Annotated in this window: 16 protein-coding genes, 1 tRNA gene and 1 pseudogene; 10 read left to right on the top strand and 8 right to left on the bottom strand. The window is 55.9% G+C overall.

The genetic code is table 11. The features are described 5' to 3' along the window. Positions 1-4 precede the first annotated feature (4 nt). From citC to ACOTW6_RS08115, 3 genes are read right to left on the bottom strand one after another with little or no spacing between them, the layout of a single operon-like run. Positions 5-1,027: a [citrate (pro-3S)-lyase] ligase gene (gene citC / locus ACOTW6_RS08125; protein ID WP_121478582.1), complete on the bottom strand. Its 1,023-nt coding sequence runs from the start codon at positions 1,025-1,027 to the stop codon at positions 5-7. Positions 1,028-1,040: 13 nt separating this feature from the next. Further along, positions 1,041-1,904 carry a fumarylacetoacetate hydrolase family protein gene (locus tag ACOTW6_RS08120; protein ID WP_015571851.1) on the bottom strand — a complete coding sequence of 288 codons (864 nt, stop codon included), beginning with the start codon at positions 1,902-1,904 and terminating at the stop codon, positions 1,041-1,043. A 17-nt stretch (positions 1,905-1,921) separates the two neighbouring features. Next, on the bottom strand, positions 1,922-3,283 hold the full coding sequence (locus ACOTW6_RS08115; RefSeq protein WP_015571852.1) for a 2-hydroxycarboxylate transporter family protein: 1,362 nt from the start codon (positions 3,281-3,283) through the stop codon (positions 1,922-1,924). Between the two features lie 345 nt (positions 3,284-3,628). Here ACOTW6_RS08115 and ACOTW6_RS08110 point away from each other — a divergent pair, with 345 nt between their 5' ends. Together ACOTW6_RS08110 and ACOTW6_RS08105 are read left to right on the top strand one after the other, a co-directional pair. Continuing rightward, positions 3,629-5,266, top strand: a complete 1,638-nt coding sequence (locus tag ACOTW6_RS08110; protein ID WP_421766241.1) for an ATP-binding protein — start codon at positions 3,629-3,631, stop codon at positions 5,264-5,266. Next, on the top strand, positions 5,256-5,948 hold the full coding sequence (locus ACOTW6_RS08105) for a response regulator (protein ID WP_062933235.1): 693 nt from the start codon (positions 5,256-5,258) through the stop codon (positions 5,946-5,948). The genes ACOTW6_RS08110 and ACOTW6_RS08105 overlap by 11 nt, the downstream gene beginning before the upstream one ends. Before the next feature lie 76 nt (positions 5,949-6,024). On the opposite strand, the gene ACOTW6_RS08100 is transcribed toward ACOTW6_RS08105, so the two are convergent. After that, on the bottom strand, positions 6,025-8,163 hold the full coding sequence (locus ACOTW6_RS08100) for an ornithine decarboxylase (RefSeq protein WP_213788979.1): 2,139 nt from the start codon (positions 8,161-8,163) through the stop codon (positions 6,025-6,027). Between the two features lie 181 nt (positions 8,164-8,344). Here ACOTW6_RS08100 and ACOTW6_RS08095 point away from each other — a divergent pair, with 181 nt between their 5' ends. Together ACOTW6_RS08095 and ACOTW6_RS08090 are read left to right on the top strand one after the other, a co-directional pair. Beyond that, the gene (locus ACOTW6_RS08095; protein WP_003862452.1) at positions 8,345-9,058 is read left to right on the top strand and encodes a DUF554 domain-containing protein; all 714 of its coding nucleotides are present in this window, start codon (positions 8,345-8,347) and stop codon (positions 9,056-9,058) included. Between the two features lie 95 nt (positions 9,059-9,153). Further along, positions 9,154-9,229 (top strand) — tRNA-Phe (locus ACOTW6_RS08090). 74 nt (positions 9,230-9,303) lie between these two features. Here the strand turns inward: ACOTW6_RS08090 and ACOTW6_RS08085 are convergent. Together ACOTW6_RS08085 and ACOTW6_RS08080 are read right to left on the bottom strand one after the other, a co-directional pair. Then, positions 9,304-11,088 carry a hybrid sensor histidine kinase/response regulator gene (locus ACOTW6_RS08085; protein WP_213788978.1) on the bottom strand — a complete coding sequence of 595 codons (1,785 nt, stop codon included), beginning with the start codon at positions 11,086-11,088 and terminating at the stop codon, positions 9,304-9,306. Beyond that, a pseudogene (locus ACOTW6_RS08080) lies at positions 11,085-11,716 on the bottom strand (LuxR C-terminal-related transcriptional regulator). Before ACOTW6_RS08080 ends, ACOTW6_RS08085 begins: the two are co-directional and overlap by 4 nt. A 175-nt stretch (positions 11,717-11,891) precedes the next feature. Here ACOTW6_RS08080 and ACOTW6_RS08075 point away from each other — a divergent pair. Both ACOTW6_RS08075 and ACOTW6_RS08070 read left to right on the top strand, forming a co-directional pair. Then, complete coding sequence (locus tag ACOTW6_RS08075) at positions 11,892-12,206, top strand: lipoprotein (protein ID WP_017382737.1); 315 nt, start codon at positions 11,892-11,894, stop codon at positions 12,204-12,206. A gap of 116 nt (positions 12,207-12,322) precedes the next feature. Next, positions 12,323-15,340 carry an autotransporter outer membrane beta-barrel domain-containing protein gene (locus ACOTW6_RS08070; RefSeq protein ID WP_421766240.1) on the top strand — a complete coding sequence of 1,006 codons (3,018 nt, stop codon included), beginning with the start codon at positions 12,323-12,325 and terminating at the stop codon, positions 15,338-15,340. Positions 15,341-15,401: 61 nt separating this feature from the next. On the opposite strand, the gene ACOTW6_RS08065 is transcribed toward ACOTW6_RS08070, so the two are convergent. Next, complete coding sequence (locus ACOTW6_RS08065) at positions 15,402-15,929, bottom strand: helix-turn-helix transcriptional regulator (RefSeq protein ID WP_003862459.1); 528 nt, start codon at positions 15,927-15,929, stop codon at positions 15,402-15,404. Between the two features lie 668 nt (positions 15,930-16,597). Here ACOTW6_RS08065 and pgaA point away from each other — a divergent pair. Genes pgaA through pgaD form a run of 4 tightly spaced genes read left to right on the top strand, consistent with a single transcriptional unit; the run spans position 16,598 to position 22,737 of the window. Then, positions 16,598-19,036 carry a poly-beta-1,6 N-acetyl-D-glucosamine export porin PgaA gene (gene pgaA / locus ACOTW6_RS08060; RefSeq protein WP_121478579.1) on the top strand — a complete coding sequence of 813 codons (2,439 nt, stop codon included), beginning with the start codon at positions 16,598-16,600 and terminating at the stop codon, positions 19,034-19,036. A gap of 8 nt (positions 19,037-19,044) precedes the next feature. Further along, positions 19,045-20,982 (top strand): poly-beta-1,6-N-acetyl-D-glucosamine N-deacetylase PgaB, encoded by a 1,938-nt coding sequence (gene pgaB, locus ACOTW6_RS08055; RefSeq protein WP_121478578.1) that lies wholly within the window; start codon positions 19,045-19,047, stop codon positions 20,980-20,982. After that, complete coding sequence (gene pgaC, locus ACOTW6_RS08050; RefSeq protein WP_015571860.1) at positions 20,975-22,306, top strand: poly-beta-1,6-N-acetyl-D-glucosamine synthase; 1,332 nt, start codon at positions 20,975-20,977, stop codon at positions 22,304-22,306. Before pgaB ends, pgaC begins: the two co-directional genes overlap by 8 nt. Then, positions 22,303-22,737 (top strand): poly-beta-1,6-N-acetyl-D-glucosamine biosynthesis protein PgaD, encoded by a 435-nt coding sequence (gene pgaD, locus ACOTW6_RS08045; RefSeq protein ID WP_121478577.1) that lies wholly within the window; start codon positions 22,303-22,305, stop codon positions 22,735-22,737. Before pgaC ends, pgaD begins: the two co-directional genes overlap by 4 nt. Before the next feature lie 52 nt (positions 22,738-22,789). Here the strand turns inward: pgaD and gss are convergent, their stop codons facing one another. Beyond that, positions 22,790-24,652 (bottom strand): bifunctional glutathionylspermidine amidase/synthase, encoded by a 1,863-nt coding sequence (gene gss, locus ACOTW6_RS08040; RefSeq protein ID WP_219240992.1) that lies wholly within the window; start codon positions 24,650-24,652, stop codon positions 22,790-22,792. Between the last annotated feature and the right edge of the window lie 82 nt (positions 24,653-24,734).

Raw genomic sequence — 24,734 nt, 5'->3', positions numbered from 1 at the left:
ATAGTTATGCGACTTCCGCACTCGCGCGATAATGTGCTTCGAGGTGCGCGAAGGTGGAGTCCGGGACAATCTCCCGGATCCGGGAAAACTGCTGTGTCTTGAGTAAACGGCGCACTTCCGAGGCCGAAATGGCGTTGCCGGTGGCCTTGATGCGCGGCATCTCCACCACCTCAATATGCGAGGCCAGCAGGTCGTGCAGCGTCTGGTTGTACTGGCGGGTGATGTCGCAGAACGGCTCCGAGCCGATGAAGCGGTGCGTGATGCCCAGCGCCGGGGCGATATAGTCCCGAAAGATCAGCACGTCGATCTCGCTCCACGCCTGCTGCACTTTGCCGGTCTCCTTCAGGAAGTAGGCCGGAAACGTGGCGCGGGAGATGATGTACTGCGAGCCTTCATGCACCACCACGTTCGGCAGATGCGCCACGCCCGCACGCACCATCTCAATGCGCGCGCTGAACGGGAAGAACGAGGCGTCTTCACGCACCACAAACAGATGCAGGGCATCGCACTGCGCCGCCGCCTGCTCCACCAGATGACGGTGGCCGAGGGTGAAGGGATTGGCGTTCATCACGATCGCGCCCATTTTTTCCCCACACCTGCGCTTAGCTCGCAGGGAACGGCAGTAGCGTTCGATCCCCTGCGGAGTGTTCTCCATTAGCACCGCGTTGTTCCCGCTCTGGGCAATCGGCCAGAAACCGCTGCGGGCAAAGCGCTCCTTATTGCACGGACGGGTGCAGAGGAAGAGGTGAAAATGGCCGCGCTCCAGCGCCGCATTTTCCACCTCTGCCAGCAGACGCGCGCTGAGGTTTTCCCCACGAAGCTGCTCGTTGACCGCCACGCATTTGATGACGTTGGCAGCCAGCCCGGCGCAACCCACCAGCTGCGCGCCGGACCAGGCTTCGACAAACAGCGTGATGTCGTTGTCCAGGCCAAGGCCGCTGTCTGCCAGCAGGTAGCGGATCTGGCTTAAGCGTTCCGGGTGTTTCGCCACAACGGTGTGCCGAAAATCAATGGGTTGCGATTGCATGCTGCCGCCTTACTCAGTGCGCTGCCGCGAGCCCGACGGCTGGCGCTTCCACGATCACGTTGCTCAGATGACCGATATGCTCGATCTCCACCTCAATGCGATCCCCCTCCTTCATAAACAGCGGCGGGTTGCGCTTTTTACCCACGCCGCCAGGGGAGCCGGTGATGATCACGTCGCCCGGGCTGAGACGGGTGAAGGTGCTGATGTACTCGATCAGCTCCGCCACCTTGTGGATCATGCTGCTGGTGTTGTCCTCCTGCACCATGCGGCCGTTCAGCCAGGTGCGGATCGCCAGGCTGTGCGGGTCCGGGATCTCATCCGCCGTCGCCATCCACGGGCCGAACGCCCCGGTCTGGCGCCAGTTTTTCCCGGCGGTGAACCAGGTGTGCTGCCAGTCGCGGGCGGAGCCGTCCATGTAGCAGCTGTAGCCCGCCACGTGGCGCAGGGCGTCGTCGCGGCTGATGTTCTCCCCGCCTTTGCCGATGATCACCGCCAGCTCGCCTTCGTAGTCGAACTCGCTGGAGTGGCGCGGCTTCAGCACCGGCTCGTTGTGGCCGGTCTGTGAATCCGGGAAGCGGACAAACAGCGTCGGGGCCGGGTTGTGCTGGTCAAACTCCTTGCGCTTGTCGGCATAGTTCATGCCCACGCAGAGGATTTTTTCCGGCTGGACAATCACCGGTAAGAAGGTGATGGCGTTCAGCGGTACATCCACCGCGTCGTTCAGAAAACGGGTGGCCTGCGCCAGCCCGTTCCCCTGCAACAGCGCTTTAAGGTCGCCATAGCGGTCGCCCAGGCGGCGGCCCAAATCAATCACGCCTTCGGCCTGTACGATGCCGTAGCTGCGTTTTCCCTGGTATAAAAAGCTTGCGAGTTTCATTGTTCTTTCCTGAAAACTTAAACGAGGAAGTTGCCCAGAATCAGCAGTGAGACAGAGACGTTAATCGCGCCGCCGATACGGGTAGCAATCTGGGCGAATGGCATCAGGCTCATGCGGTTGCCTGCGGTCAGGATCGCCACGTCACCGGTGCCGCCCTGCCCGCTCTGACAGCAGGAGACGATGGCGACATCAATCGGGTGCATACCAATCTTTTTGCCAACGAAGAATCCGGTCGCCACCAGCGCGGAAACGGTGCTGACAATAACCAGCAGGTTGCTGACGGTGAACGCCGCCACCAGTTCATGCCATGGGGTAATCGCCACGCCGACAGCGAAGAGGATTGGGTAGGTCACGGAGGTCTGGAAGAATTTGTACACCACCTGGGAACCCTCCAGCAGACGTGGAGAGGCGCCGTTGCAGAGCTTCACCAGCACCGCCATAAACAACATGCCCACCGGCGCTGGCAGACCAATCAGCTTGTGACCGAGCATGCCCAGCATGTACAGCAGCACCGCCAGCAGCGCGCCCGAGGCGATGGTCGTCACGTCCGCTTTGCCGGAGAACGCAGGTTGGGAAACAGTGGCATCGGCGTTGGCGCGATTCGGCATCAGCTGGCCTTCACCGGTCAGGTGCGGGTAGCGTTTCCCGAGCTGGTTGAGGCAGCCGGAGATAATGATCGCCGTCAGGCCGCCGAGCATCACCATCGGCAGTACGCGACCCAGCGCCACGCCCTGATCCATGTGCAGCAGGGTGGCATAGCCGATGGAGAGCGGGATCGCCCCTTCCCCGACGCCGCCCGCCATGATAGGCAGAATGATAAAGAAGAAGATCTGGAACGGCTCGAGGCCCAGCGCCAGCCCAACACCCATGCCGACAATCATGCCGACGATTTCACCGCACAGCATCGGGAAGAAGATGCGCAGGAAGCCCTGGATCAGCACGGTGCGGTTCATACTCATGATGCTGCCGACGATAATGCAGCAGATATAGAGGTAGAGAATATTGGTGGATTTATAGAATTTGGTCGTGGACTCAACCACCACGTCCGGCAGCAGGCCGTAATAGACCAGCGCGGAAGGGATAAAGGTGGCGCAAATTGCCGCCGCGCCGAGCTTGCCGACAATCGGCAGGCGTTTGCCAAACTCGCCGCAGGCAAAGCCGAAGAAGGCCAGCGTAGCCACCATGACCACGATGTCGCTCGGCAGTTTTCCGCCCAGGCAATCAATCGCAATCAGCGCGCCCGCCAGAACGAACAGCGGCAGAGGAATAATGCCGATTTTCCAGGTATCCATAATATGCCACCAGCGCTCTTTGAGCGATGGCCGCTGAATATCAATCGGGTCGTGGGTAACAGAGAATGAATCGTCAGTTGTGCTCATAATAAGCCCCTTAGTTATTTTGTGCGTTCAGCTTAGAGTCACAAAGGCTTACTTTATGTGAGGGAAGGCATATTAAAAGCGAAGTTTTAATGGCCGCTATGGTTTTAATGGTTTCTTTTATTTAATGTGATTTATGCCTTATTTATTACCGTGGTTTTTATGGTTTCTTTTCTTAACCGAACAAAGAAATAACATTTATTCATTTAACCTTAAGAGGATGAGACTTTCGGAAAAATCTTTTACAGGCTGCGCTGTGCAAGGGATCACAAGTTTTCGGCAAAGCGGGCATCCTGGCCTTAAAAGATGATATATTCAGCCGACCTGTTGATATCTCGCGTGATAGTTATGAAAGTATCGTTTCAGATCAAGCTGTTTATTTCGCTGGTCGCCTTTTTCTCAGTGCTGTTCGCATTACTGGGGGGATATTATTATGTCGATGTCGGCAGGCAGCTTTATCAGGAAATGAGCGCGCGTGCAAAAATACAGGCCGAAGAAATTGCGCTTATTCCTACCCTGCGAAAAGAAGTCGAACAAAAGGATATCCAGGGCATCCATGATTTCATGCAGAAAATAGCCGCCCACAGCGACGCCAGTTTTATTGTGATTGGTGACAATAAAGGGCTGCATCTTTTCCATTCCGTGTTTGCCGACCGGGTAGGCAAAACGCTGGTTGGCGGAGATAACGACGAGGTATTACGCGGCAAAAGCACCATCACCATCCGCAAGGGCGGGTTAGGCATTTCGCTGCGCAGCAAAGCGCCCATTTTTAATGATGCCGGGCAGGTGGTGGGGATTGTTTCGGTAGGCTATCTCACGAGCTATATGGACACCATCACCGTCAGCAAGGTGGTTAATATCCTGATTGCTGCCGTGCTGCTGCTTATCGCCCTGTTTATTTTCTCCTGGTTCTTCACCCGCAGCATCAAGAAGCAGATATTCTCTCTGGAGCCGCGCGAAATCGGCCTGCTGGTGCGCCAGCAAAAGGCGATGATGGAATCCATTTACGAAGGGGTGATTGCCATCGACGACGATCTTCGCATTGAGGTGATCAACCAGGCGGCGCGTAAATTATTAGGCTTACGCCAGCCCGCCCGCGAACTGCGGGGTCAGCTCATCAGCCAGGTGATCGCGCCCGTCCCGTTCTTCAATGCGCAAACCATGCTTGCGAAAGACACCCACGATGAGATCTGTCGCTTTAACGATCTCACGGTCATTGCCAGCCGGGTGCGGATCATGCTGGAAGATGCATTGCAGGGATGGGTGATCACCTTTCGCGATCGCAACGAGATCGACTCGCTCAGCGCCCAGCTCAGCCAGGTGAAGCGCTATGTTGATAACCTGCGCATCATGCGCCATGAACAGCTGAACCGCATGACTACGCTGTCTGGCCTGCTGCATATGGGCCGTTATGACGAGGCAATTCGCTACATACAGGCGCAGTCGGAACATGCTCAGGAGCTGCTGGACTTTATCTCGTCCCGCTTTAGCTCCCCGACGCTGTGTGGTTTGCTGCTTGGAAAGGCCGCCCGCGCGCGTGAAAAAGGCGTTGAGCTGAGTTTCGACCCGGCCTGCCGGGTGGATAAACCGTTCCTGCCGCTGCTCGAATCAGAACTTATCTCGATCATCGGGAACTTGCTGGATAACGCCATTGAAGCGACCCAGCGTGCACCGCTCCCGCATGCCCCGGTGGACGTGCTGATAAAGCTGAACGAGCAGGAACTGATTATTGAAGTCGCCGACCAGGGCGTCGGCATCACACCGGAGATCCGCGACCGGATCTTTGAGCGCGGCATCACCACCAAAACGCGCGGCGATCATGGTATTGGCCTGTATCTGATTGAAAGCTATGTCACACAGGCTGGCGGTGCAATTGAAGTTGCCGATAACACCCCACGCGGTGCCATTTTCTCACTGTTTATTCCCGCCACGGGAACGGCCCGGCACCCCGTACAGGAACTGGAAGATACCGACTATGCAACATGAACTTATCGACGTACTGATTGTTGAAGACGAGAACGAACTGGCGCAACTGCACGCGGAGCTTATCGGAAAACATCCGCGCCTGAGGCTGGTGGGGATTGCCGCGTCGCTGGCCGACGCGCAGGTACAACTGGAGAGCAAACAGCCGAAGCTGATGCTGCTGGATAACTACCTGCCGGACGGCAAAGGCATCACCCTTATCAGCAACCCGATGCTCACCCGCGCCAACTGCTCGGTGATTTTCATCACCGCCGCCAGCGATATGGACACCTGTAGCCAGGCAATTCGTAACGGCGCGTTCGACTACATCCTCAAGCCGGTTTCCTGGAAGCGCCTGAGCCAGTCGCTGGAACGTTTTGTGCAGTTTGCCGAACAGCAGCGCGTCTGGAAGATTGTCGACCAGCAGAACGTGGATTCACTCTATCAATTGCAGGCGAAAAACTATCGCCTGGACAACGGCAGCAAAGGGATAGAGGAGAACACGCTGGCGCGGGTGCAAACGCTGTTTAACAACAAGGCGGCGCACTGTTTTACGGTGGATGAGGTGGTGAGCGAGACGGGCCTGAGTAAAACCACCACCCGGCGCTATCTGGAACACTGCGTGGAGGTGGGTTTTCTGACAGTGGAGATGCTGTACGGAAAGATCGGGCATCCGAGAAGGATGTACCGCCGCGCAGAAGCCTGACGCAGTATTGTAGGCCCGGTAAGCTTGCGCCACCGGGCAACTCGCCGGGTGGCGCTAACGCTTACCCGGCCTACGTTCAGACATTCAATACGTATCCATACAGCCGCTTAATCCCGTCCGCATCTTTCTCGCTGTAAACGCCCTGCAACTCTGGCGAGAAACCCGGCAGCATATTTATGCCCTCTTCCAGCGCCAGGAAGTAGCGCTGTACTGCTCCACCCCAGACTTCCCCAGGCACCACACACAGCACGCCCGGCGGGTATGGCAGCGCACCTTCGGCGGCAATGCGTCCTTCGGCGTCACGAATACGCACCAGTTCGACGTTCCCGCGAATGTACTCCTGGTTGGCATCCTGCGGGTTCATCACCACGGCAGGCAGGCTCTCCTGACGGAACATCGCCTTCTGTAAATCCTTCACGTTAAAGCTGACGTAGAGATCGTGCATCTCCTGGCACAGCTGACGGATCGTGTAGTCGCGGTAACGCACCGGGTATTTCTGATAGATAGTCGGAAGCATATCCGCGAGCGGCGTGTCGTCTTCAATATGCTGCTCAAACTGCCCCAGCATCGCCACCAGCTGCATCAGCTTCTCCGCGCTCTCGGCTGGTGTCAGCAGGAACAGGATGGAGTTGAGATCGCACTTCTCCGGCACAATGCCGTTTTCGCGCAGGTAGTGGGCGAGAATGGTCGCCGGAATGCCGAAATCGGTATAGTGCCCTGTTTCAGCATCAATGCCCGGCGTGGTCAGCAGCAGCTTGCACGGATCGACGAAATACTGCTCGCGGGCATAGCCTTCAAAACCGTGCCATTTTGCACCCGGTTCAAAACTAAAGAAGCGACGCTCGCTGGCAATAGCCTGCGTGGGGTGATCCTGCCATGGCCGCCCCGCCACCACCGGCGGGATAAACGGTTTGATCATATGGCAGTTAGCGATGATGGCCTTGCGCGCTTCAATGCCAAGCTCGACGCACTCCGCCCACAGCCTGCGTCCGCTCTCGCCCTCGTGGATCTTGGCGTTCACGTCCAGCGCCGCAAACAGCGGGTAAAACGGGCTGGTGGAGGCATGCAGCATGAACGCGTTGTTCAGCCGCTTGTGCGGGCAGAAGCGCGACTGACCGCGAATATGGTTATCCTTTTTATGGATCTGCGAGGTTTGCGAGAACCCGGCCTGCTGCTTATGCACCGACTGGGTCACGAAAATTCCCGGATCGTTCTCGTTCAGTTCCAGCAGAAGCGGAGACGTTTCCGCCATCATCGGGATAAATTGCTCGTAGCCGACCCAGGCGGAGTCAAAGAGGATGTAGTCGCAAAGGTGACCGATCTTGTCGATCACCTGACGGGCGTTGTAGATCGTGCCATCGTAGGTGCCGAGCTGAATGATCGCCAGACGGAACGGGCGCGCCTCGGCGGCTTTCTGCGGCGCGACGTCACGGATCAGTTCCCGCAGCCAGGCCTCATCAAAGCAGTGTTCATCAATCCCGCCGATAAAACCAAACGGATTACGGGCTGCCTCAAGATAGACAGGCGTTGCCCCGGCCTGGATCAGCGCCCCATGATGGTTGGACTTATGGTTGTTACGATCGAACAGCACCAGATCGCCACGGGTCAGCAGCGCATTGGTCACCACTTTATTGGCCGCCGACGTGCCGTTCAGCACGAAGTAGGTTTTATCCGCGTTGAACACTTTCGCCGCGAACTTTTGCGCGTGCTTGGCGGAGCCTTCGTGGATCAGCAAATCACCGAGCTTCACGTCGGCATTGCACATATCGGCACGAAACACGTTTTCACCGAAGAAGTCGTAAAACTGCCGCCCCGCCGGGTGTTTTTTGAAAAAGGCACCGTGCTGGTGACCCGGACAGGCAAAGGTGCTGTTTCCCATCGCCACATACTGGCTCAGGGTGTCAAAAAAGGGTGGCAGCAGGTTCTCTTCATACCGGCAGGCGGCAGATTCCAGTTCCAGCAATTCCTGTGCTTTACCTGAGATGATCGCTGTGACACCCTCTGGCACCTCTCCTGGCTCTGTTGAGAACATAAATACCGGTAGCTGAAAGCCCGTACGCTTCAGCAACGCAAGAATGCCGCTGTAGCTTTCAACAACCGTAATGACGACTGCCGCCACATCGGTGAAATCGGTGTTATCCAGCATAACTTTTTCGCGATGCGTAGAAACTTTGGATACCAGCTCACGGCTGACGGCAATTTTCATGGTTTTCATAAGCGCAAATACCCTCACCGAACGGTGAGACAGGAAGGAGAAAATTCGCGCAATCATGTCACCTTTTATTTTCAGGTGCAAGAAGGAATCAGTATGCGTTACGCCTCCCAAAGCTAAGCATAATCAGGGACGGACGTGTCATAATCATGCAATGCCAGTGCTTAAATAACAGGAGTTAAACGTGGTGATTGGACCCTTTATCAATGCGGGAGCCGTATTGCTGGGCGGTGTACTTGGGGCAGTATTAAGTCAGCGCTTGCCAGAGCGTATTCGCGTCTCTATGCCCTCTATATTTGGCCTGGCGTCATTAGGGATTGGTATCCTTTTAGTGGTGAAATGCGCCAACCTGCCGGTGATGGTACTGGCGACGCTGCTCGGCGCGCTGATCGGCGAGTTTTGCTATCTGGAAAAAGGCATTAATCACGCGGTAGGCAAAGCCAAAAATCTGATTGCCCGACCGGGCAAGGCGAAGCACGGCACGCACGAGTCGTTTATTCAGAACTACGTTGCGATCATTATTCTGTTCTGCGCCAGCGGCACGGGGATATTCGGTTCGATGCAGGAAGGGATGACCGGCGATCCCAGCATATTGATTGCGAAAGCGTTTCTGGATTTCTTTACTGCCACCATTTTTGCCACCACCCTCGGCATCGCCGTCGCCGCGATTTGTGTGCCGATGTTGCTTATTCAGCTGGCGCTGGCCACCTGCGCCACGCTGATCCTGCCGCTGACAACGCCAGCGATGATGGCAGACTTTACCGCCGTCGGCGGCCTGTTGCTGCTGGCGACAGGGCTGCGCATCTGTGGCATTAAGATGTTTGCAGTGGTGAACATGCTCCCTGCCCTGCTGCTCGCGATGCCGCTTTCCGCGCTCTGGACGCACTTTTTCGCTTAAGTTTGCGACGAAATGGTGAGAGAGTGTGCAGTCTGCACCGAAAGCAACAAATTTCGTTGACGCCGGAAGGAGGATCGGGTTTAATGCGCCCCGTTGCCCGGATAGCTCAGTCGGTAGAGCAGGGGATTGAAAATCCCCGTGTCCTTGGTTCGATTCCGAGTCCGGGCACCACTTATTTGTAACCCTCGCCTTTGGCGGGGGTTTTTGCTTTCTGAGCCCGCCAGAATCACTACTTCTGCATTCCCTTAACGACACCCCGACCACTGCGTCAGCAGCGCATGCAGTTTAGCTGGCTCAAGAGGCTTGCGGAGCACCAGGTACCCCTCCTGCTCCGCCTCCAGCAGAACCGGTGAATTAAATTCGCCGCTGACTATCGCGCCGCTCATATCCGGCAGACGTTCAAAAAGCGCTTTCAGGATATCGAAGCCGCTTTCGCCGGATCGCAGGCGCTGGTCGCACAGCACGGCGAACGGCGTAAAGCCGTCGTCTATGATGGCAAACGCTTCTTCAGCGGAGGCCGCACAGCGTACGTCGATTCCCCAGACGCTCATCAGGCTCTCCCAGGCAGAAGTCACCAGCGGGTCGTCATCGACGACCAGGCAGGAACCGTGCAGCGGCGCATAGCGTACCGGCGTGGCGGTGTTATCAGCGGCGGGCGGGGTGTCCAGCACGATGTCTTCGCCAGCATATTGGGTAAAGCGCATCCAGAAGCGTGAGCCTTTACCTTCAATGGATTGCATCCCGTATTTCACCTTCATCAGCTTGGCACAACGGGCAACGACGGCCAGTCCCAGCCCGTGTCCGGCGCTGTCGATCTTCCATGCCAGCTCGGGGCGGTAGTAAGGTGAGAAGATTTTGCCCTTCTCTTCATCGGCGATACCGACTCCCGTGTCCCACACCTCCACCATACACTCATCACCGCGCGGTCGGATGGCGACCAGCACCCCGCCCTGGAGCGTGTAGCGAAGGGCGTTTTGAATCAGGTTAATCAGGGACTGTCGCACCAGCAGCGGATCGCCCATCACGTAGATATGGCGTTTAGGCCGCCGGATGCACAGCCTAAGCGCGCGGCTGTTGGCCTCTTCGCGAAACAGCGTGATGACCGAGTCGAGCAGAGCACCGATATCCACTTTGGTCGGGGCAGAGAGGACATTCCCGGATTCTATTTTGCTGAGATCGAGCAGAGAATTGAACATTAAATGCACCGAGCGCACGCTCTGCTGAAGGTCAAGGAGTTGCGGCGTCAGGCTGTCGTCCCGGTTTCGGTGGAGGATGGCTTCGATCAGAAAGCCCATTGCGTGTACGGGCTGGCGCAGATCGTGGCTGGCGGTGGTCAGAAACTGATTTTTATCCAGCAGTGCCTGCTCCGCGTCCTCTTTGGCCTGACGAAACTGTTCCGCAAGGCGTGAGCTTTTTTCCTCAAGCAGCGCTTGCTGAATAAAGAACGCATGGGAAGTTAACGCATGGCGGTAAATTGCGAAGCCGTAAAGCAGATTCAGCATGAGCACGATGAACATCAACTCATCCAGCCGCCAGATAATACCGAGGTTCAGCACCCCCCAGGAGGCGAAGAAAAAACGCGTAAAGGTACTGATGACAGGCGTCAGATGCGTCGCATTGGCGGCGACGATGGCGGCGATGCTGATATTAAGTAACAGGAAAAAGTCAAAATTCTGCGTCTGTGGCGTAATTAAATAGAGTGATGAAATTCCCAGCCCGTGAATAAAGGCGATATTATTAATACGCGGAAGCCAGCGTCGCAGAACGTCCCTTTCACCGTTTTCTTTCGCTTCACGCTGATAGCGTCGGTGCAATAGTCGTATCGCCACGGCACATAGCAGATAAATAATTATCCAGATAATCGTTGGGCCGAGTTCGTCCCCAAGCATATAAATCCAGATAGCGAAAGGAATACCAACAAAGGGCACCGCACTAAAGCTAAATACCAGCCGCAGAAAGGTGTTGTTTAGCAAACGGATCTGCGCCGGAGCAGAGATACCATCATTTTGTAAGCTCTGGAAAAACCTCATTCCGACGGTTCCTGCTTGCCATGCAGAAGCGTGATGGCTTCGACCCGGCTGTTAACGCCTATCTTTTTCAATATATTGCTGATGTGTTCTTTGACCGTGGGCTCAGAAATTGAAAGCTGCGCGGCGATGCGCTTATTTGGCAGGCCGCGCATAATCATATTTAACACGTCTATTTGTCGCGGCGTTAAGTTAAATTTACTTAACTTCTCATTATTCGTCTTAACGGAAATTTCGTTTCCCTCAGGGAACCAGGTCTGATTATCAGTGAGTGCGAAAACGGCCCGAGAGAACATCTCAGGTGGCTCGCTTTTCAATACAAAACCGTGCCCCCCGGCGGCATTAACTTTGCGCCAGATATCATTATTGTCATCCCCGCTGACCACCAGGAGTCGTACCTGTGGGTAAAGTTGCTTTACTTCTTTGAGTAATTTCAGGGCCGTTCCGGAAGAGAGCCAAAAATCGATTACCAGCAAACGTGGCGGGCCATGATCCCTAATTTGGCGGTAGCAATCATCCTCATTCGTCACCACACACGCCTGTTTAAACTGGCAATGTGTAATCAGAAAATTGGCGATGCCGCTTGCTACAATGGATGGTCATCAACGACTAACGCATAATTCTGTCCCAAAGGAGCCTCCTTTTACCTTCGCATATCTTAGAGTACAGATGAATTATTATCTACCCACCCTACTTTAGGAGGGTTTTTTCGATTAGGAAAGAGAAATATATTATTCGCTGATTTGGGTAAAAGAAAACATAAATACAATCAGTGAAATTAACTGGTTGGATATCAAGGATAATTTATGAAAAAACCACTAATCGTTTTAACCGTTACGTTGATGCTAGCCGGTTGTTCCACGTTGAAAACCGATCAGGCTATTCCTCTCCTACAGGCGGAGACCGCTAAAATGCTGGGACTGGGCTCATCGGATGAAATAACCGTATCCAACGTTAATGGCGCCCAGCCGGACGCACTGGGAGGACAAAAACTCTCTTATCGCGCCACGACAGAAAAAGGGCGTATTTTCGATTGTTCATCAATGATGATGCCGGGAATTTTAGGATCTGCACCGACGCTGAGCGCGCCAACCTGTACACCAGTTGTCACACATAAATAATTAACGCCACATCAAAAGGCGTACATAAATAACGCCTTTTACATTATCTGACGTATCTGAGTTTTCATATAAAAACCATGTTCCTGACATCATGCTAATGAGTACGGAGATAGCCCGTGAATAACTCTACATCGCATTCTTTAGCGGTTAAGACGCCGCTTTCCAGACTTTACCTCGCTCTATTTTCCGCGCCGCTGTTACTGTTTTTACCTGCCGATGTCGCGCGGGCAGCCGATGCCTTTTTTGATGGCGACTCGCGTATTACCGAAACGCTGGGTTACACCGGAGATGTTTATGTTGGACGTAACCAACGCGGAAACCTGCTGATCGATAATGGCAAAATCACCGCCTATAACATCAATATCGGTCGGCTGTTCGACGGCAAAATTTATGAAAGCGTGGTCACGGTCCGTGGGCCAGACGCTGAGCTTAACGCGGTGAACGATCGGTACGTCCTGCGCGGCGACCTGAATCTTGGCCTCGGCACCCTGCGAGTCGAAGAGGGCGCGCTGGCGAGCGCAAAGGAGATCGTTGTCGGCACCACCCGCGGCTACGACAGCCACCTTATCGCCACGGGTGCAGGCTCTCGTGTAACCAGTAATTTTCTCAGCGTAGGCACCGATCTGGGCGCACGCTCTACGCTTGCGATTGAAGACGGCGCGGCGCTCAGCACCGCTTACGATGCACGCATCGGCAACGGTACCGGACCGGGTGAAACCGACACGCTGAGCCCGAAAGCCACCGTCACGGGGAGCGGGTCACAGTGGAACGTTGGCCGTACGTTGACGCTTTATGGCGACCTGGACGTGCTGAACGGCGGAACGGTTAACGTTGGCGGCGTGCAGGTGGCGGGCGTCTCCGGCGCAGGGAAAACCGCCGAACTGGTTATTGCAGGCAAGGACTCGCGCTTTACCAGCGGCAGCAGCGTGAGCGTGGGCGATTACGGCAATGGCGTGCTGTCTGTGATTGACGGCGGTTCATTTTCCGCTGGCAGCAATGCGCTGATCGTGGGGACATCGGGTTCCGGCTCGAACCGGGGTGCGCTCATTATCGGCAGCCGCGGCAATATGGACACCGGCACGGGTTTAACTGAGCCAACGCTAGGCACGGCGGGGGGCGCAGGTACCCTCGATGCCAAGACGGCAATCAGCCTGCGTGGCGGACTGTTCGGCAGCTATGTCTACTTCAACCATACCGACGGAAATTACCTCTTCAGCAACACGATGAGCGGTGAAGGTGATGTGATCAATACCTCCGGGCAGACGACGCTGAACGGCGATCTTTCCGCACTCAAGGCGAACGTAACCGCGCGGGGCGGTAAAGTCATCATTGCCAGCAATATTAATACCCAGCCAGAAGACGATATCTTTGACGTCCAGACGCTTAGCGCGGAGAACGGCGGTACGCTGATCCTCAACGCGACGGCGGGTTCAGACGTCAGCAACGGGGTGGGTTACAGCAGTGCCGCGTCAATCAAGTCCGGCGGCACGCTGGGCGGCAACGGGACGCTGGGCCAGACCGAGATCCTGTCCGGCGGACATATCTCGCCCGGCGACGGTAATATCGGTACGTTGACGCTGAAACGCTATCTGAACTTTATCGGCGAATCCTTCTATGACGTGGATATCGCAGGAGATGGCCGCAGCGACCAGCTACTGGTATCGGGCAAAACCACCATCAGCAATCAGGCTAAGGTACAGGTCACCGCGCTGGATCCGCAAACCAGCTATAAAACGGGCCAAAGCTACCGCATTTTGACCTCCGACGGGGGAATCGACGGTGGGTTCGCCGGAGCGATCTCCAAATCCGCCTTCCTCGACGTGGCGCTTAAGCAAAGCACCAACGCCGTCGATCTGACCATCGCGCAGAAAGAGACCGGTGGCGAGAATCCTGGAGGAGAAAATCCCGGAGGCGAAAACCCGGGCGGTGAGAATCCTGGTGGTGAAAACCCCGGAGGTGAAAACCCGGGCGGTGAGAATCCTGGCGGTGAAAACCCGGGCAGCGGCAAGCCGGGCATTTTCCAGACCGTGGCCCAAAGCAGCAACCAGTGGAATACCGCGGGCGCGCTTTCCACGCTGACGCAAAGCGGCCCGTCGCTGGCGCTGTATAACTCGCTGCTTCTGCTGAGCGCACCGGAAGCGCGCGAGGCGTTCAACCAGCTTTCTGGGGAAGTTTATCCGTCAATGCAGTCCAACCTGATCGCTGGCAGCACGCAGGTGTTTAACGTGTTAAACCAGCGGATGCAGCGCGCGTTTGATAACGACAGCCTGCCGATACCACCGTTAGCCATGTCGCTGGTGCAGCAGCCGGAGCCGCAAAACAATGGCGTCTGGGGCCAGACCTTCAGTTCATGGAGCCGAAACAGCGGCGACGGTAACGTGGGCAAGCTGGACGGCAACACCACCGGCTTCCTGCTGGGGGCAGATCGCAAGCTGGCGGACCATAACGTGCGTGTCGGCGGCTACTTCGGCTACAGCCGGGGTGATTACGACGTCGACAGCCGTCGCTCCTCAACGGATACCGACAACTATCACCTTGGCCTGTATGCGGCGGGTCAACAGGATGCGTTCTCCCTTCGCGGCGCGCTGGGGTACACCTGGCACAAGATCGAAGGCGAGCGCAATGTTGATTTCAGCGGTTTCTCGGATCGGCTGAAGTCAGATTACGATGCGAACTCCCTGCTGGCGTTCACCGAAGCGGGCTACCGTTTCGGCCAGCCAGACAGGAATATTGAGCCGTTCGTCAATTTATCGTACATCCGGCTTCATACCGACAGCTTCAGGGAAGATGGCGGTGCCGCTGCGCTGAGCGTCCGTAACGAAACGATGAACACCTTCTACACGACACTCGGGTTGCGCGGTGTGACCGAGCTGCCGAAGCACGTTAACCTCTACGGTTCATTGGGCTGGCAGCACGCCTATGGCGATAAGAATACCTCTTCGCGCATGGCGTTTGCGGGCAGCGACGCGTTCATTACTCAGGGACAGGCCGTGGATGAGGATGTGATGGTCGGTGATATCGGCGTGAGCGTACAGCTGTCGCGTGCTGCGACGCTGGATGTGGGTTACCAGGGACAATATGGTGCGGATACCCGCGTCAACTCGGTTAACGCCAATCTGCGCTGGTCGTTCTGAATTATTTCCATTAAAAGAACCCGCCCTCGTGGCGGGTTTCTGCTTTTGGCTTCTGACGAAGCTAGGGATCGTTCCCAACCGCGTCCAGCAGTTTGTTTTTAAAGATAAACAAACACGCCTCGTTGAAGTTCCCTGCCCCTAACCGCTCCGACAGCACTGTTCGCTTGCGATAGAGGCTTTTAACCGACATATTCAGCTTATCTGCAATCTCTTCCATTGACCTCCCTGCCTTCAGCAACCGGATCATTATCGCTTCGTGTCGACTCAGCCGTAAGTTAAGCAGCCATTTGGTTGTCAGACGCCTGCCTTTCATATCAAGCACCAGATTGAATAACGACGCCATATCCGGAGCCGTAAGCGACGTGTTCATAAACAGCTTCATACTGAGAAGATCCTCCTCTCGAGGACGCATATCCAGCATAACGCAGCAGATCGTTTTTCTCGTTCTGGCCGGATGGCGTATCAGGTAATCATATAAACGGAGCGGCGTACGGCTATCAATCAGTACAGTATATTCATTTGCGTCGGTATCAAATATGTTTCTGTCTATCGAACTGAGGCAAATTATATCCGGGAAAAATAGCCGCATCCCCCTGACAAGGAAACAATCCTGAGTCACTAACACTATTGAAGTCGCCACTAACCATCCCTTTTAGATTAAAGCAAGCCCGCCTCTTAAGAAACAAGAACGCTTTCGTTTATAGCGCTTTACATTTACGGCAAATGTTTTCTGGCTTTGATCATCCCTCAATATGACATTGGTGAGCTAGACTTTTTGCAGACTATCACTCAATGTCTGTCGTTAATTATAAATAAAAAAGAATTTCAGAAAAGTCACTTCTCTGAACATTAAGAATTTTTGTCATGAAACTTCCCAAACATGCACCAGAAAGTACTTTAATTAACTCAGCAGAACTTCATTTCGAATATAACAAAACAGGAAACAGAGAAAGAAAAATCATTTAATATCAATTAATTAAAAACAACAAACCTGCACTGAATTATCTAAAAAACTTACTTCTTCCAGAATTATCTCAAAACCTCCCAGCCGCTTTTCAACTTATTTATCCCCCAACACATCGGGTGTACATTAAGCCCAATCAGACCACTGAGATGAGGACTCATAATTACCTTTAAGTAAGTACCCCATAACGTAGCATCATTCAGATTTAATGTTCTTCTTTATGCCCTTTAACGCAGAGTTAAAAGGCGGCCGTGTTATGCAATGGATTCACGATAAACAAATGGCAAATAGATATGGAAAGATCGCTTAGCTTCACTACGTTATTCTTTTATCGCACCACAATATTATTGTTCCTGCTTTTACTCTTTCCTGTTCTGGTTCAGGCTGATGAATCCGTTTATGAGCATCAGATACAACAGGCACGTAACGGTAATTACGCGCTGTTTCTTGATTACCTACAGCGCTATGAGCAACAACATGCTTTAACACCCGGACAGGTTGCGGACTGGTTACAGGTAGCCTCCTGGGCAGGACGCGATGACGAGGTTATTCGGGTCTGGCAGCGTTATGGTATTTATATGCCGCTGCCCGCTCGCGCCATCGCTGCCGTCGCCCAGTCCAGAAGAAACCAAAAAGCCTGGCCATCCGCCTTATCGCTGTGGGAAGAGGCGCTCAGCCTTGCGCCGGATAACGACGATTACCGCATCGGCTATGTTAAGACTCTGGCCGATGCCCGCAGAGATCGCCTCGCGCTTTCGGAAGCCCGGCGGCTGGTTAAGGACGATCCTTCTCCTGCGCACCTTGAGACGCTCTCCTATGTCTGGATGCGCCAGGGAAAAAACGGGGACCGGCTGCTGGCGGACATGCGCGCGCTGAACGCCGCACCCGGGAATAATGCCCTTCTTCGCGAGACGATCGAGGCGTTAACGGAGAACCGGGTAAGCACGCCCGCACTCTGGCTGTCGCAAAGCGCGGCGATGTCTCCCGCGGAGCGTCGCCGCCTTGAGCGTAACGCCGCGGCTGAAAGGGTACGCCTGGCGGATGTGCCTGGCAGAACGGAGAAAGAGCGCCTGCGGCTGGCACAAAACGCATTAGATCGCTATCACGCCCTGCTTTCCCGCTGGCAAAACGAACCGCAGGCGGCTGAAGACGTCATCCTTGCCCGTATCGATCGGCTTGGCGCGCTGTATGCGAAGGGTGATTACCGGCAGGTCATTAGCGAATACGAGTCGCTGACGGCCGCCCAGCATCCGGTGCCGGACTGGGCCATCGGCTGGGTGATCTCTGCATATTTGCAGGAGAAAAATGCCGTCGCCGCCTTCTCGCTTGTGCAACGCTATCCACACTACGCCTCCGATCCGCAGGATGAGGAGCATGCGCTTTTCTACGCCTGGCTGGATACGGGGCAGTATCAGACCGCCCGCCGCTACGTTGAGCGCGAGACCCGCAGCGTTCCCTGGACCCGCTACGATTTCGGGTCCCCGACCGCTCAGCCGAACGATCGGTGGCTCACCGGACAGTCCCTCAAACTTAACTATTTGCTGGCGACCAACGCCCTGCCGGAGGCCGAAAAGCTGTCGTATCGTCTGGCGTCAACGGCGCCGGGAAATCAGGGATTACAGATTGATTATGCCGCCCTGCTTCAGGCCAGAGGCCTGCCGCGCGCGGCCGAGCAAAAGCTTAAACAAGCAGAGGCGCTTGAACCCGCGAATCTGGAGCTTGAAAAACAGCAGGCTTACGTCGCAATGGACCTTCAGGAGTGGCGCCAGATGGATTTACTGGCTGATGACGTAATTGCTCGCGCCCCCGCCGATCGCAGCGCCCGTCGCCTGGACAGACTCAGAGCGGTCCACCATATGTCTGAGCTGCGTCTGAACGCGGGTAAAGGATTGCACTCAGATAACCCCGTCAGCGGTAGCCACGACATGAGCTGGGACGCCACGCTCTATGGCCCGCCCGTGGCGGATAACTGGCGGCTGTTTGCTGGCACCCGCTATGCCCAGGGGAATTTCGACGAAGGTAAAGGCATCAGCCGCCACCTGCTGGGCGGCGTTGAGTGGCGCCCCCGTGACCTCACGCTCGAAGCCGAGCTCTCCAGCAACCGCTATCACGGCACAAACAGGCCGGGCGCACGGCTCTCAACAACCTATAGCCTGAGTGATAACTGGCAGGTCAGCGGTAACCTCGAACGCTTGTCACGCGCGACACCCTTACGGGCATTACGCAATGGGATCAGCGCCAACCGGGGTGAAGGGGGGGTGCGCTGGTATCAAAACGAGCGACGCGAATACCAGTTCAACGCCGCCGTCAGCCGCTTCTCAGACCACAACCGCCGTCAGGAATACACCCTCTCTGGGAAAGAGCGTCTCTGGCAGACCCCGACCCTGACGATGGATCTCGAACCGGGGATCGCCGCCAGTAAAAACAGCCTGCGGAATACGCTCTATTACAACCCGGCACGGGATCTGTCCGTGACGGCTGCCCTGTCCGTTGACCATGAGATGTACCGCCACTACGAGACCCTCTGGAGCCAGCAGTTCGTGGCAGGCGGCGGCAGCTACTGGCAGAAAAATCAGTCACCTGGCGCCATTACCCTGATGGGTTACGGGCAACGCATCCAGTGGAACAACGTTGTCGATACTGGCGTGATGCTGAACTGGGATAAGCGCCCTTACGACGGCAAACGCGAGAGCAATCTCTCCGTCACGTTAGATGCGACTTTACGCTTTTAAGGATGAATATGCTGAACACACGTTTTTCTGTAAGCCTGATCGTCATCGGCTGGCTCTGCCTCAGCGCGAGCCTCTGCGCGCAGCCGCTCTCCTTTATGGTCCCTGAAGAGAGGCCGCAGCTGGAGGCCAGCAAACCCTGGCCGGAGAATCAGTTTCTGGTTCTGGCCTACCACGACGTCGAAGATGATGCCGCCGATCAGCGCTACCTCTCCGTTCGCACCAGCGCCTTAAACGAGCAGATAAGCTGGCTTTTGCACAACGGCTATCACGCCATCAGCGTGCAGGACATTCTGGATGCGCATGAAGGGAAAAAAGCGCTGCCGCCGAAAGCCGTTTTGCTCAGCTTTGATGACGGCTACAGCAGCTTTTACACCCGGGTCTGGCCCCTGCTTCAGGCCTGGAACGTTCCTGCGCTGTGGGCGCCGGTGGGCAGCTGGGTGGATACGCCGGAAAATCAAAAAGTTAACTTCGGCGGTCTGATGACGCCCCGCGATCGCTTTGCCACCTGGGATATGGTTCGCGAGCTCAGCCAGTCCCCGCTGGTTGAGATTGGCTCGCATACCTGGGCCTCGCATTACGGCATTCCGGCCAACCCGCAGAGAAGCCGTGAACCCGCCATCGCCAGCCGTTTTTATGATAACGCGACGGGGCATTACGAAACCGATGAACACTTCAACCAGCGGATCGCCGCAGACGTACGCAAAGTCACCGATAAAATCACCCAGGTGACGGGAAAAGCGCCGCGTGCCTGGGTGTGGCCCTATGGGGCTGCCAACGGTACGTCGCTCGCTATCGCCCAGAAACAGGGCTATCAGCTGGCCTTTACCCTGGAGGACGGTCTGGGAAACGTGGGCGACCTCGGCAACATCCCGCGCCTGCTGATCGCCGGAAATCCGTCGATAAAAACCTTTGCCAACACGGTTAGCCGCGTTCAGGAGTTTGACCCGGTGCGCGTCATGCATGTTGATCTCGATTATGTCTACGATCCCGATCCGGCCCAGCAGACGAAAAACATCAACAAACTCGTTCAGCGGGTCTACGACATGAAAATCAGCCATGTGTTTCTCCAGGCGTTTTCGGATCCGCGGGGCGACGGCAGGATCGGCGCACTCTATTTCCCCAACCGCCAGCTTCCGGTCCGGGCCGATCTCTTCAATTTTGTCGCCTGGCAGCTACAAACCCGCGCGGGAGTGAAAGTCTTCGCGTGGATGCCGGTTCTCTCTTTCGATCTCAGTCCAGCCTTGCCGCGCGTGCAGCGCCGGGAGCGTCAAACGGGAGCGTTGACCGTGGCCGCCGAGCCCTATATCAGGCTCTCCCCCTGGAGTCCGCAGGTTCGCCAGCAGGTGACGGAGATCTATGAAGATCTGGCCCGCTATGCCAGCTTCAATGGGATCTTATTTCATGACGATGCGGTGCTGACGGACGTTGACGATGCCGGGCAGGACACGACCCGGCAGAAGAGTCAGCGGCTTATCGGCTTTACCCGCACCCTGAGCCAGGCGGTGAAAAACATCCGTGGCCCGCAGATCAAAACCGCGCGGAACATGTTCGCGTTACCCATTCTCGAGCCGGAAAGCGAGGCATGGTTTGCGCAAAATCTCGATGATTTTCTGGCGGCCTACGACTGGACGGTGCCGATGGCAATGCCGCTGATGGAGTCCGTCCCGGCAGAAGAGAGCAATGCCTGGCTGACGCGTTTAGTCAAAGCCGTCGCCGCACGCCCCGGCGCGCTGAATAAAACGATTTTTGAGCTACAGGCCAGGGACTGGGCGCAGAAACCGCAGCGTGCCGTAGCCGATGAACGTCTGGTGGAGTGGATGCGGGTGCTCCAGCTGAACGGCATCAAAAATTACGGTTATTACCCCGACGACTTCCTCAACAACCAACCTGATATTTCGCGTATCAGGCCTGAATTTTCTTCGTACTGGTATCCTGACAATGACTGATCGCATTATCGCCTTCTCTATTTTGTGTCTGGTATTCGGGCTGCCGTTAGGCGTAGCCGCGCTGTTTACCGGCGAACTGATTCTGGACTTTGTCTTTTTCTGGCCGCTGTTTATGTCCGTGCTCTGGGTAACCGGCGGCCTCTATTTCTGGTTTCAGCTTGAACGGCACTGGTCGTGGGATAACGCAACACCCGCCCCCGCCTTAGCCGGTGAGCCGTTAATATCGATTCTTATTCCCTGCTTCAATGAGGAACGCAACGCACGGGAGACCATAAGCGCCGCGCTGGGTCAGCGGTACTGGAATGTGGAAGTTATCGCCATCAACGACGGTTCTTCTGATAACACGGCGGAGGTACTGCAACAGCTGGCGCGGGAGCAGCCGCGCCTGCGGGTGATTAATCTCGCGGAGAACCAGGGGAAAGCCGTGGCGCTCAAGGCCGGCGCTGCGGCGGCCCGGGGGGATCTGCTGGTCTGCATTGACGGCGACGCCCTGCTCGACCGCGACACCGCAGCGTATCTGGTGGCACCGCTGATTCAGTATCCCCACGTTGGGGCCGTCACCGGGAATCCGCGTATTCGCACGCGCTCAACGCTGATTGGCCGCATTCAGGTGGGCGAGTTTTCTTCCATTATTGGCCTTATCAAGCGAACGCAGCGGATCTATGGCCGGGTCTTTACCGTCTCCGGCGTCATCGCCGCCTTTCGCCGACAGGCGCTGGCGGATGTCGGGTACTGGAGCCCGGACATGATCACAGAGGATATCGACATAAGCTGGAAGCTTCAGCTTCGCCACTGGGATATCTTTTTCGAGCCGCGGGCACTGTGCTGGATCCTGATGCCGGAGACGCTAAAGGGGCTGTGGAAACAGCGTCTGCGCTGGGCGCAGGGGGGTGCAGAGGTGTTTCTGGTTAACCTGCGCAAGATGGCCCGCTGGGAGCATCATCGCATGTGGCCCCTGTTTCTTGAGTACGCGCTATCAACGCTGTGGGCGTTTGCCTATGGGGCGACCGTGGTGTTGTTCATTCTCAGCCATATTATCCCTCTTCCCGCGAACCTGGCCGTTGCGAGCCTGTTTCCCCCGGCGTTTACCGGGCTGCTGCTGGGCGTGATGTGCCTGCTGCAATTCCTCGTCAGTTTGTATATCGAGCGGCGCTACGAGCGGAAAGTGGCAGGCTCGCTGTTCTGGGTGATCTGGTTCCCGATGGTGTACTGGATGATTGGCCTGTTTACCACCCTCGTGGCATTTCCGAAAGTCATGCTTAAACGTAAACGCGCCCGCGCGCGCTGGATCAGTCCGGACCGGGGTAAAGGGAGCATTCAATGAACGAGAATACGTTAATTTTGACTGAGCATCGGCTGGCGCCGCGTCTTTTCGATGCTGCATTAACGCTGATAGCCTGGGGAGGATTCCTGTTTTTCCTGTACGCCAGGCTGTGGATGCAGTTAACCGAGGAGAGCGATCACCGCTGGAACGTAATTATCGCCTCCTTTAATACGGTGCTGGTCTATCTGCTGATTGCGGCGTTCAACGGCTGGCTGCTGATCCTGTGGTATCAGTACAATCGCCGCCGCGCGCATGTGCGGCGGCGTCATCCGGAAATGTTGCGCCATGACGAGCTTGCCCAAAGTTTTAACGTCACGCCGCAAATTATGTCCGAGATGAGCCAGTACAACCTGCTGACGGTTTACCATGACCAGATTGGCCGGATCATTGATTTGAAGATCAGCGAGCAGCAGGAAGAGGAAGAGCAGTAACAAAAAGCCCCGGCAGGAGATCCTGCGGGGGCTTTTTTATTGCAGGTATGAGTTACTTATCTTTCACCACAATCAGCGGTTCAATATCGCTCTCTTTCTTCACCACCAGCGAATCATCCCCGCGCAGACAGGTTCCGCCATAGTTCCCGCCCACGGTAAAGGTGCAGACCTGAATGTATCTGCCGTCAACCTTCGGCAGGCACCATAGCTGCTGGTAGATATTTTTGCGGTCAACAAACTTGCCGCTGGACTGGTCCAGCAGTTCGTCCTGGGCGCCGATCAGATCGATATTGCTCCCGCAGCGTCCGGCGATCGGTTTAACGGCATAACCGGTCCGTTTGAGCAGATCGTTGACCTCAAAATCGGTATCCAGCAGGTAACGGTGGTTCGGGAACAGCTGCCACAGCACCGGCAGGATCGCCTTGTTACCTGGGATCACCGTCCACAGCGGTTCAAAGACCAGCACTTCCGGGCGCAGCAGGACGTCAATCAGGCGCACTTCACCTTGCGGGTGACCAGTGCGGATAGGCACGGCGGCGTACTCGGTTTCGCTCACCTCGCGGATCTGCTCAATCGCCGTTTCCCACGCCCAGGTTTTCCATACGCAGTTGACGTGACGGCCTTCATCATCAATCAATTGCCCGGCGGCATCCCAGCTCAGCGCCCCCAGTCCATGCAGGATTTTGGTTTCAAACCCGGCCTGGATCAGCGAGCGCTGAATAAAGAGCGCGTGGTAATCCTCTTCGATATCGTTGTCCTGCATGATATGGACGAACGGCCGCGCGTGGCTGTGCTTCCATGCGCCGGTCAACTCCTCCAGCAAGCCTTCCGCCGGATTGTGGCCGGTGCCGCGATAGCCGTTTTTCACCCACTCTTCAAGAATGAGCCCGCCCTCGGTATGGCAGGAGGCGGAATCCGCGTTGTACTCGTAAACCTTGATGCCGCGTTCATCCATGCAGAAATCCATACGACCGGTGATCATATGGTGACGACGCCACTGCCATGAAAGACGCAGACGCGGCCAGAGAATTTTCGGGATGTCGAAAAGCGCGAGTAAGCTGTCGTCTTTCAGCACCTTGTCGGTAGCGTGGAGGTACATCAGGTGCAGTTCGTTGGTGGCTTTGATCAGCTCCTGCTCGGCGCTTTCGGTAATGGTGAAGTACTGGCAGGGATCATTGTTGATAACGTGGCCGTTGGCGCGAACGTACGCCTGTTGCAGGGCGTCGTTTTCATTGAGCCATTTTCCGTCGAACTGACGGTTATTTTTCAACCGCGCGCCGCTGATTTTCAATAGTTCACCGTCGATCTCCGGCTGAGGAATACTGTGTTCCGTCTCCTCCGTCTGGATCATCCAGCCGAGGATCTCGGTATCGTTGAACGTGTCATGAAGCGTATAACAACCGTCCTCCACGCTCAGACGCAGCTCGCGGGTCCACTGCTGCCCCATCGGCAGCGGGGAGTGAATAACGTTCTGCTCGGCAATGCGCACTCTGTCATCCAGCAGCTGGGTAATGACGGCGACGTGGCCGGTCTCATGAAACTCACCGCCCTTTTGCCAGATGAGCAGCGCACCGGCCTGCGGCGCGCGTTTTGAGCCATTGGCAAAGGCCTGTAGCGGCAGAATATTGTCGTTTACCACCTGGCGCAAAAAACGCAGGGAGAAGATCTCCCACGCCATCCCGACGTCGGTAAAGACAAACCCGTGATTGAGAAACAGGAAACGGCGCGCAAACTCAACGCACTGCCATTTATGGCCCATGTATTCATTGCCGATATAGCTGCGAAATTCCGCGTCTTCCGGGTAGCAACGCGGATCGAGGCTGCCGTAATTTGAAGAGTAAATCGCCACGCCACCCGGCGCATAACCTAATAACGTCCCGAAGGGTGCGTCACTGCTTAACGTTCCTTTACGCATGTGTCCAACCTAAAACAGGCAGGCGGCAATTTTTTTGTGGGGTTGTCGTCGTCTGCACGTTGTAATTAACTGACAGAGGTGG

Origin of the sequence: Enterobacter cloacae complex sp. IR5403 (genome assembly GCF_049238705.1) — a bacterium.
Lineage (GTDB): Bacteria > Pseudomonadota > Gammaproteobacteria > Enterobacterales > Enterobacteriaceae > Enterobacter > Enterobacter hormaechei_C.
The sequence above is the reverse complement of the archived record's forward strand: the minus strand, read 5'-3'. Positions and strand labels throughout refer to the sequence as shown.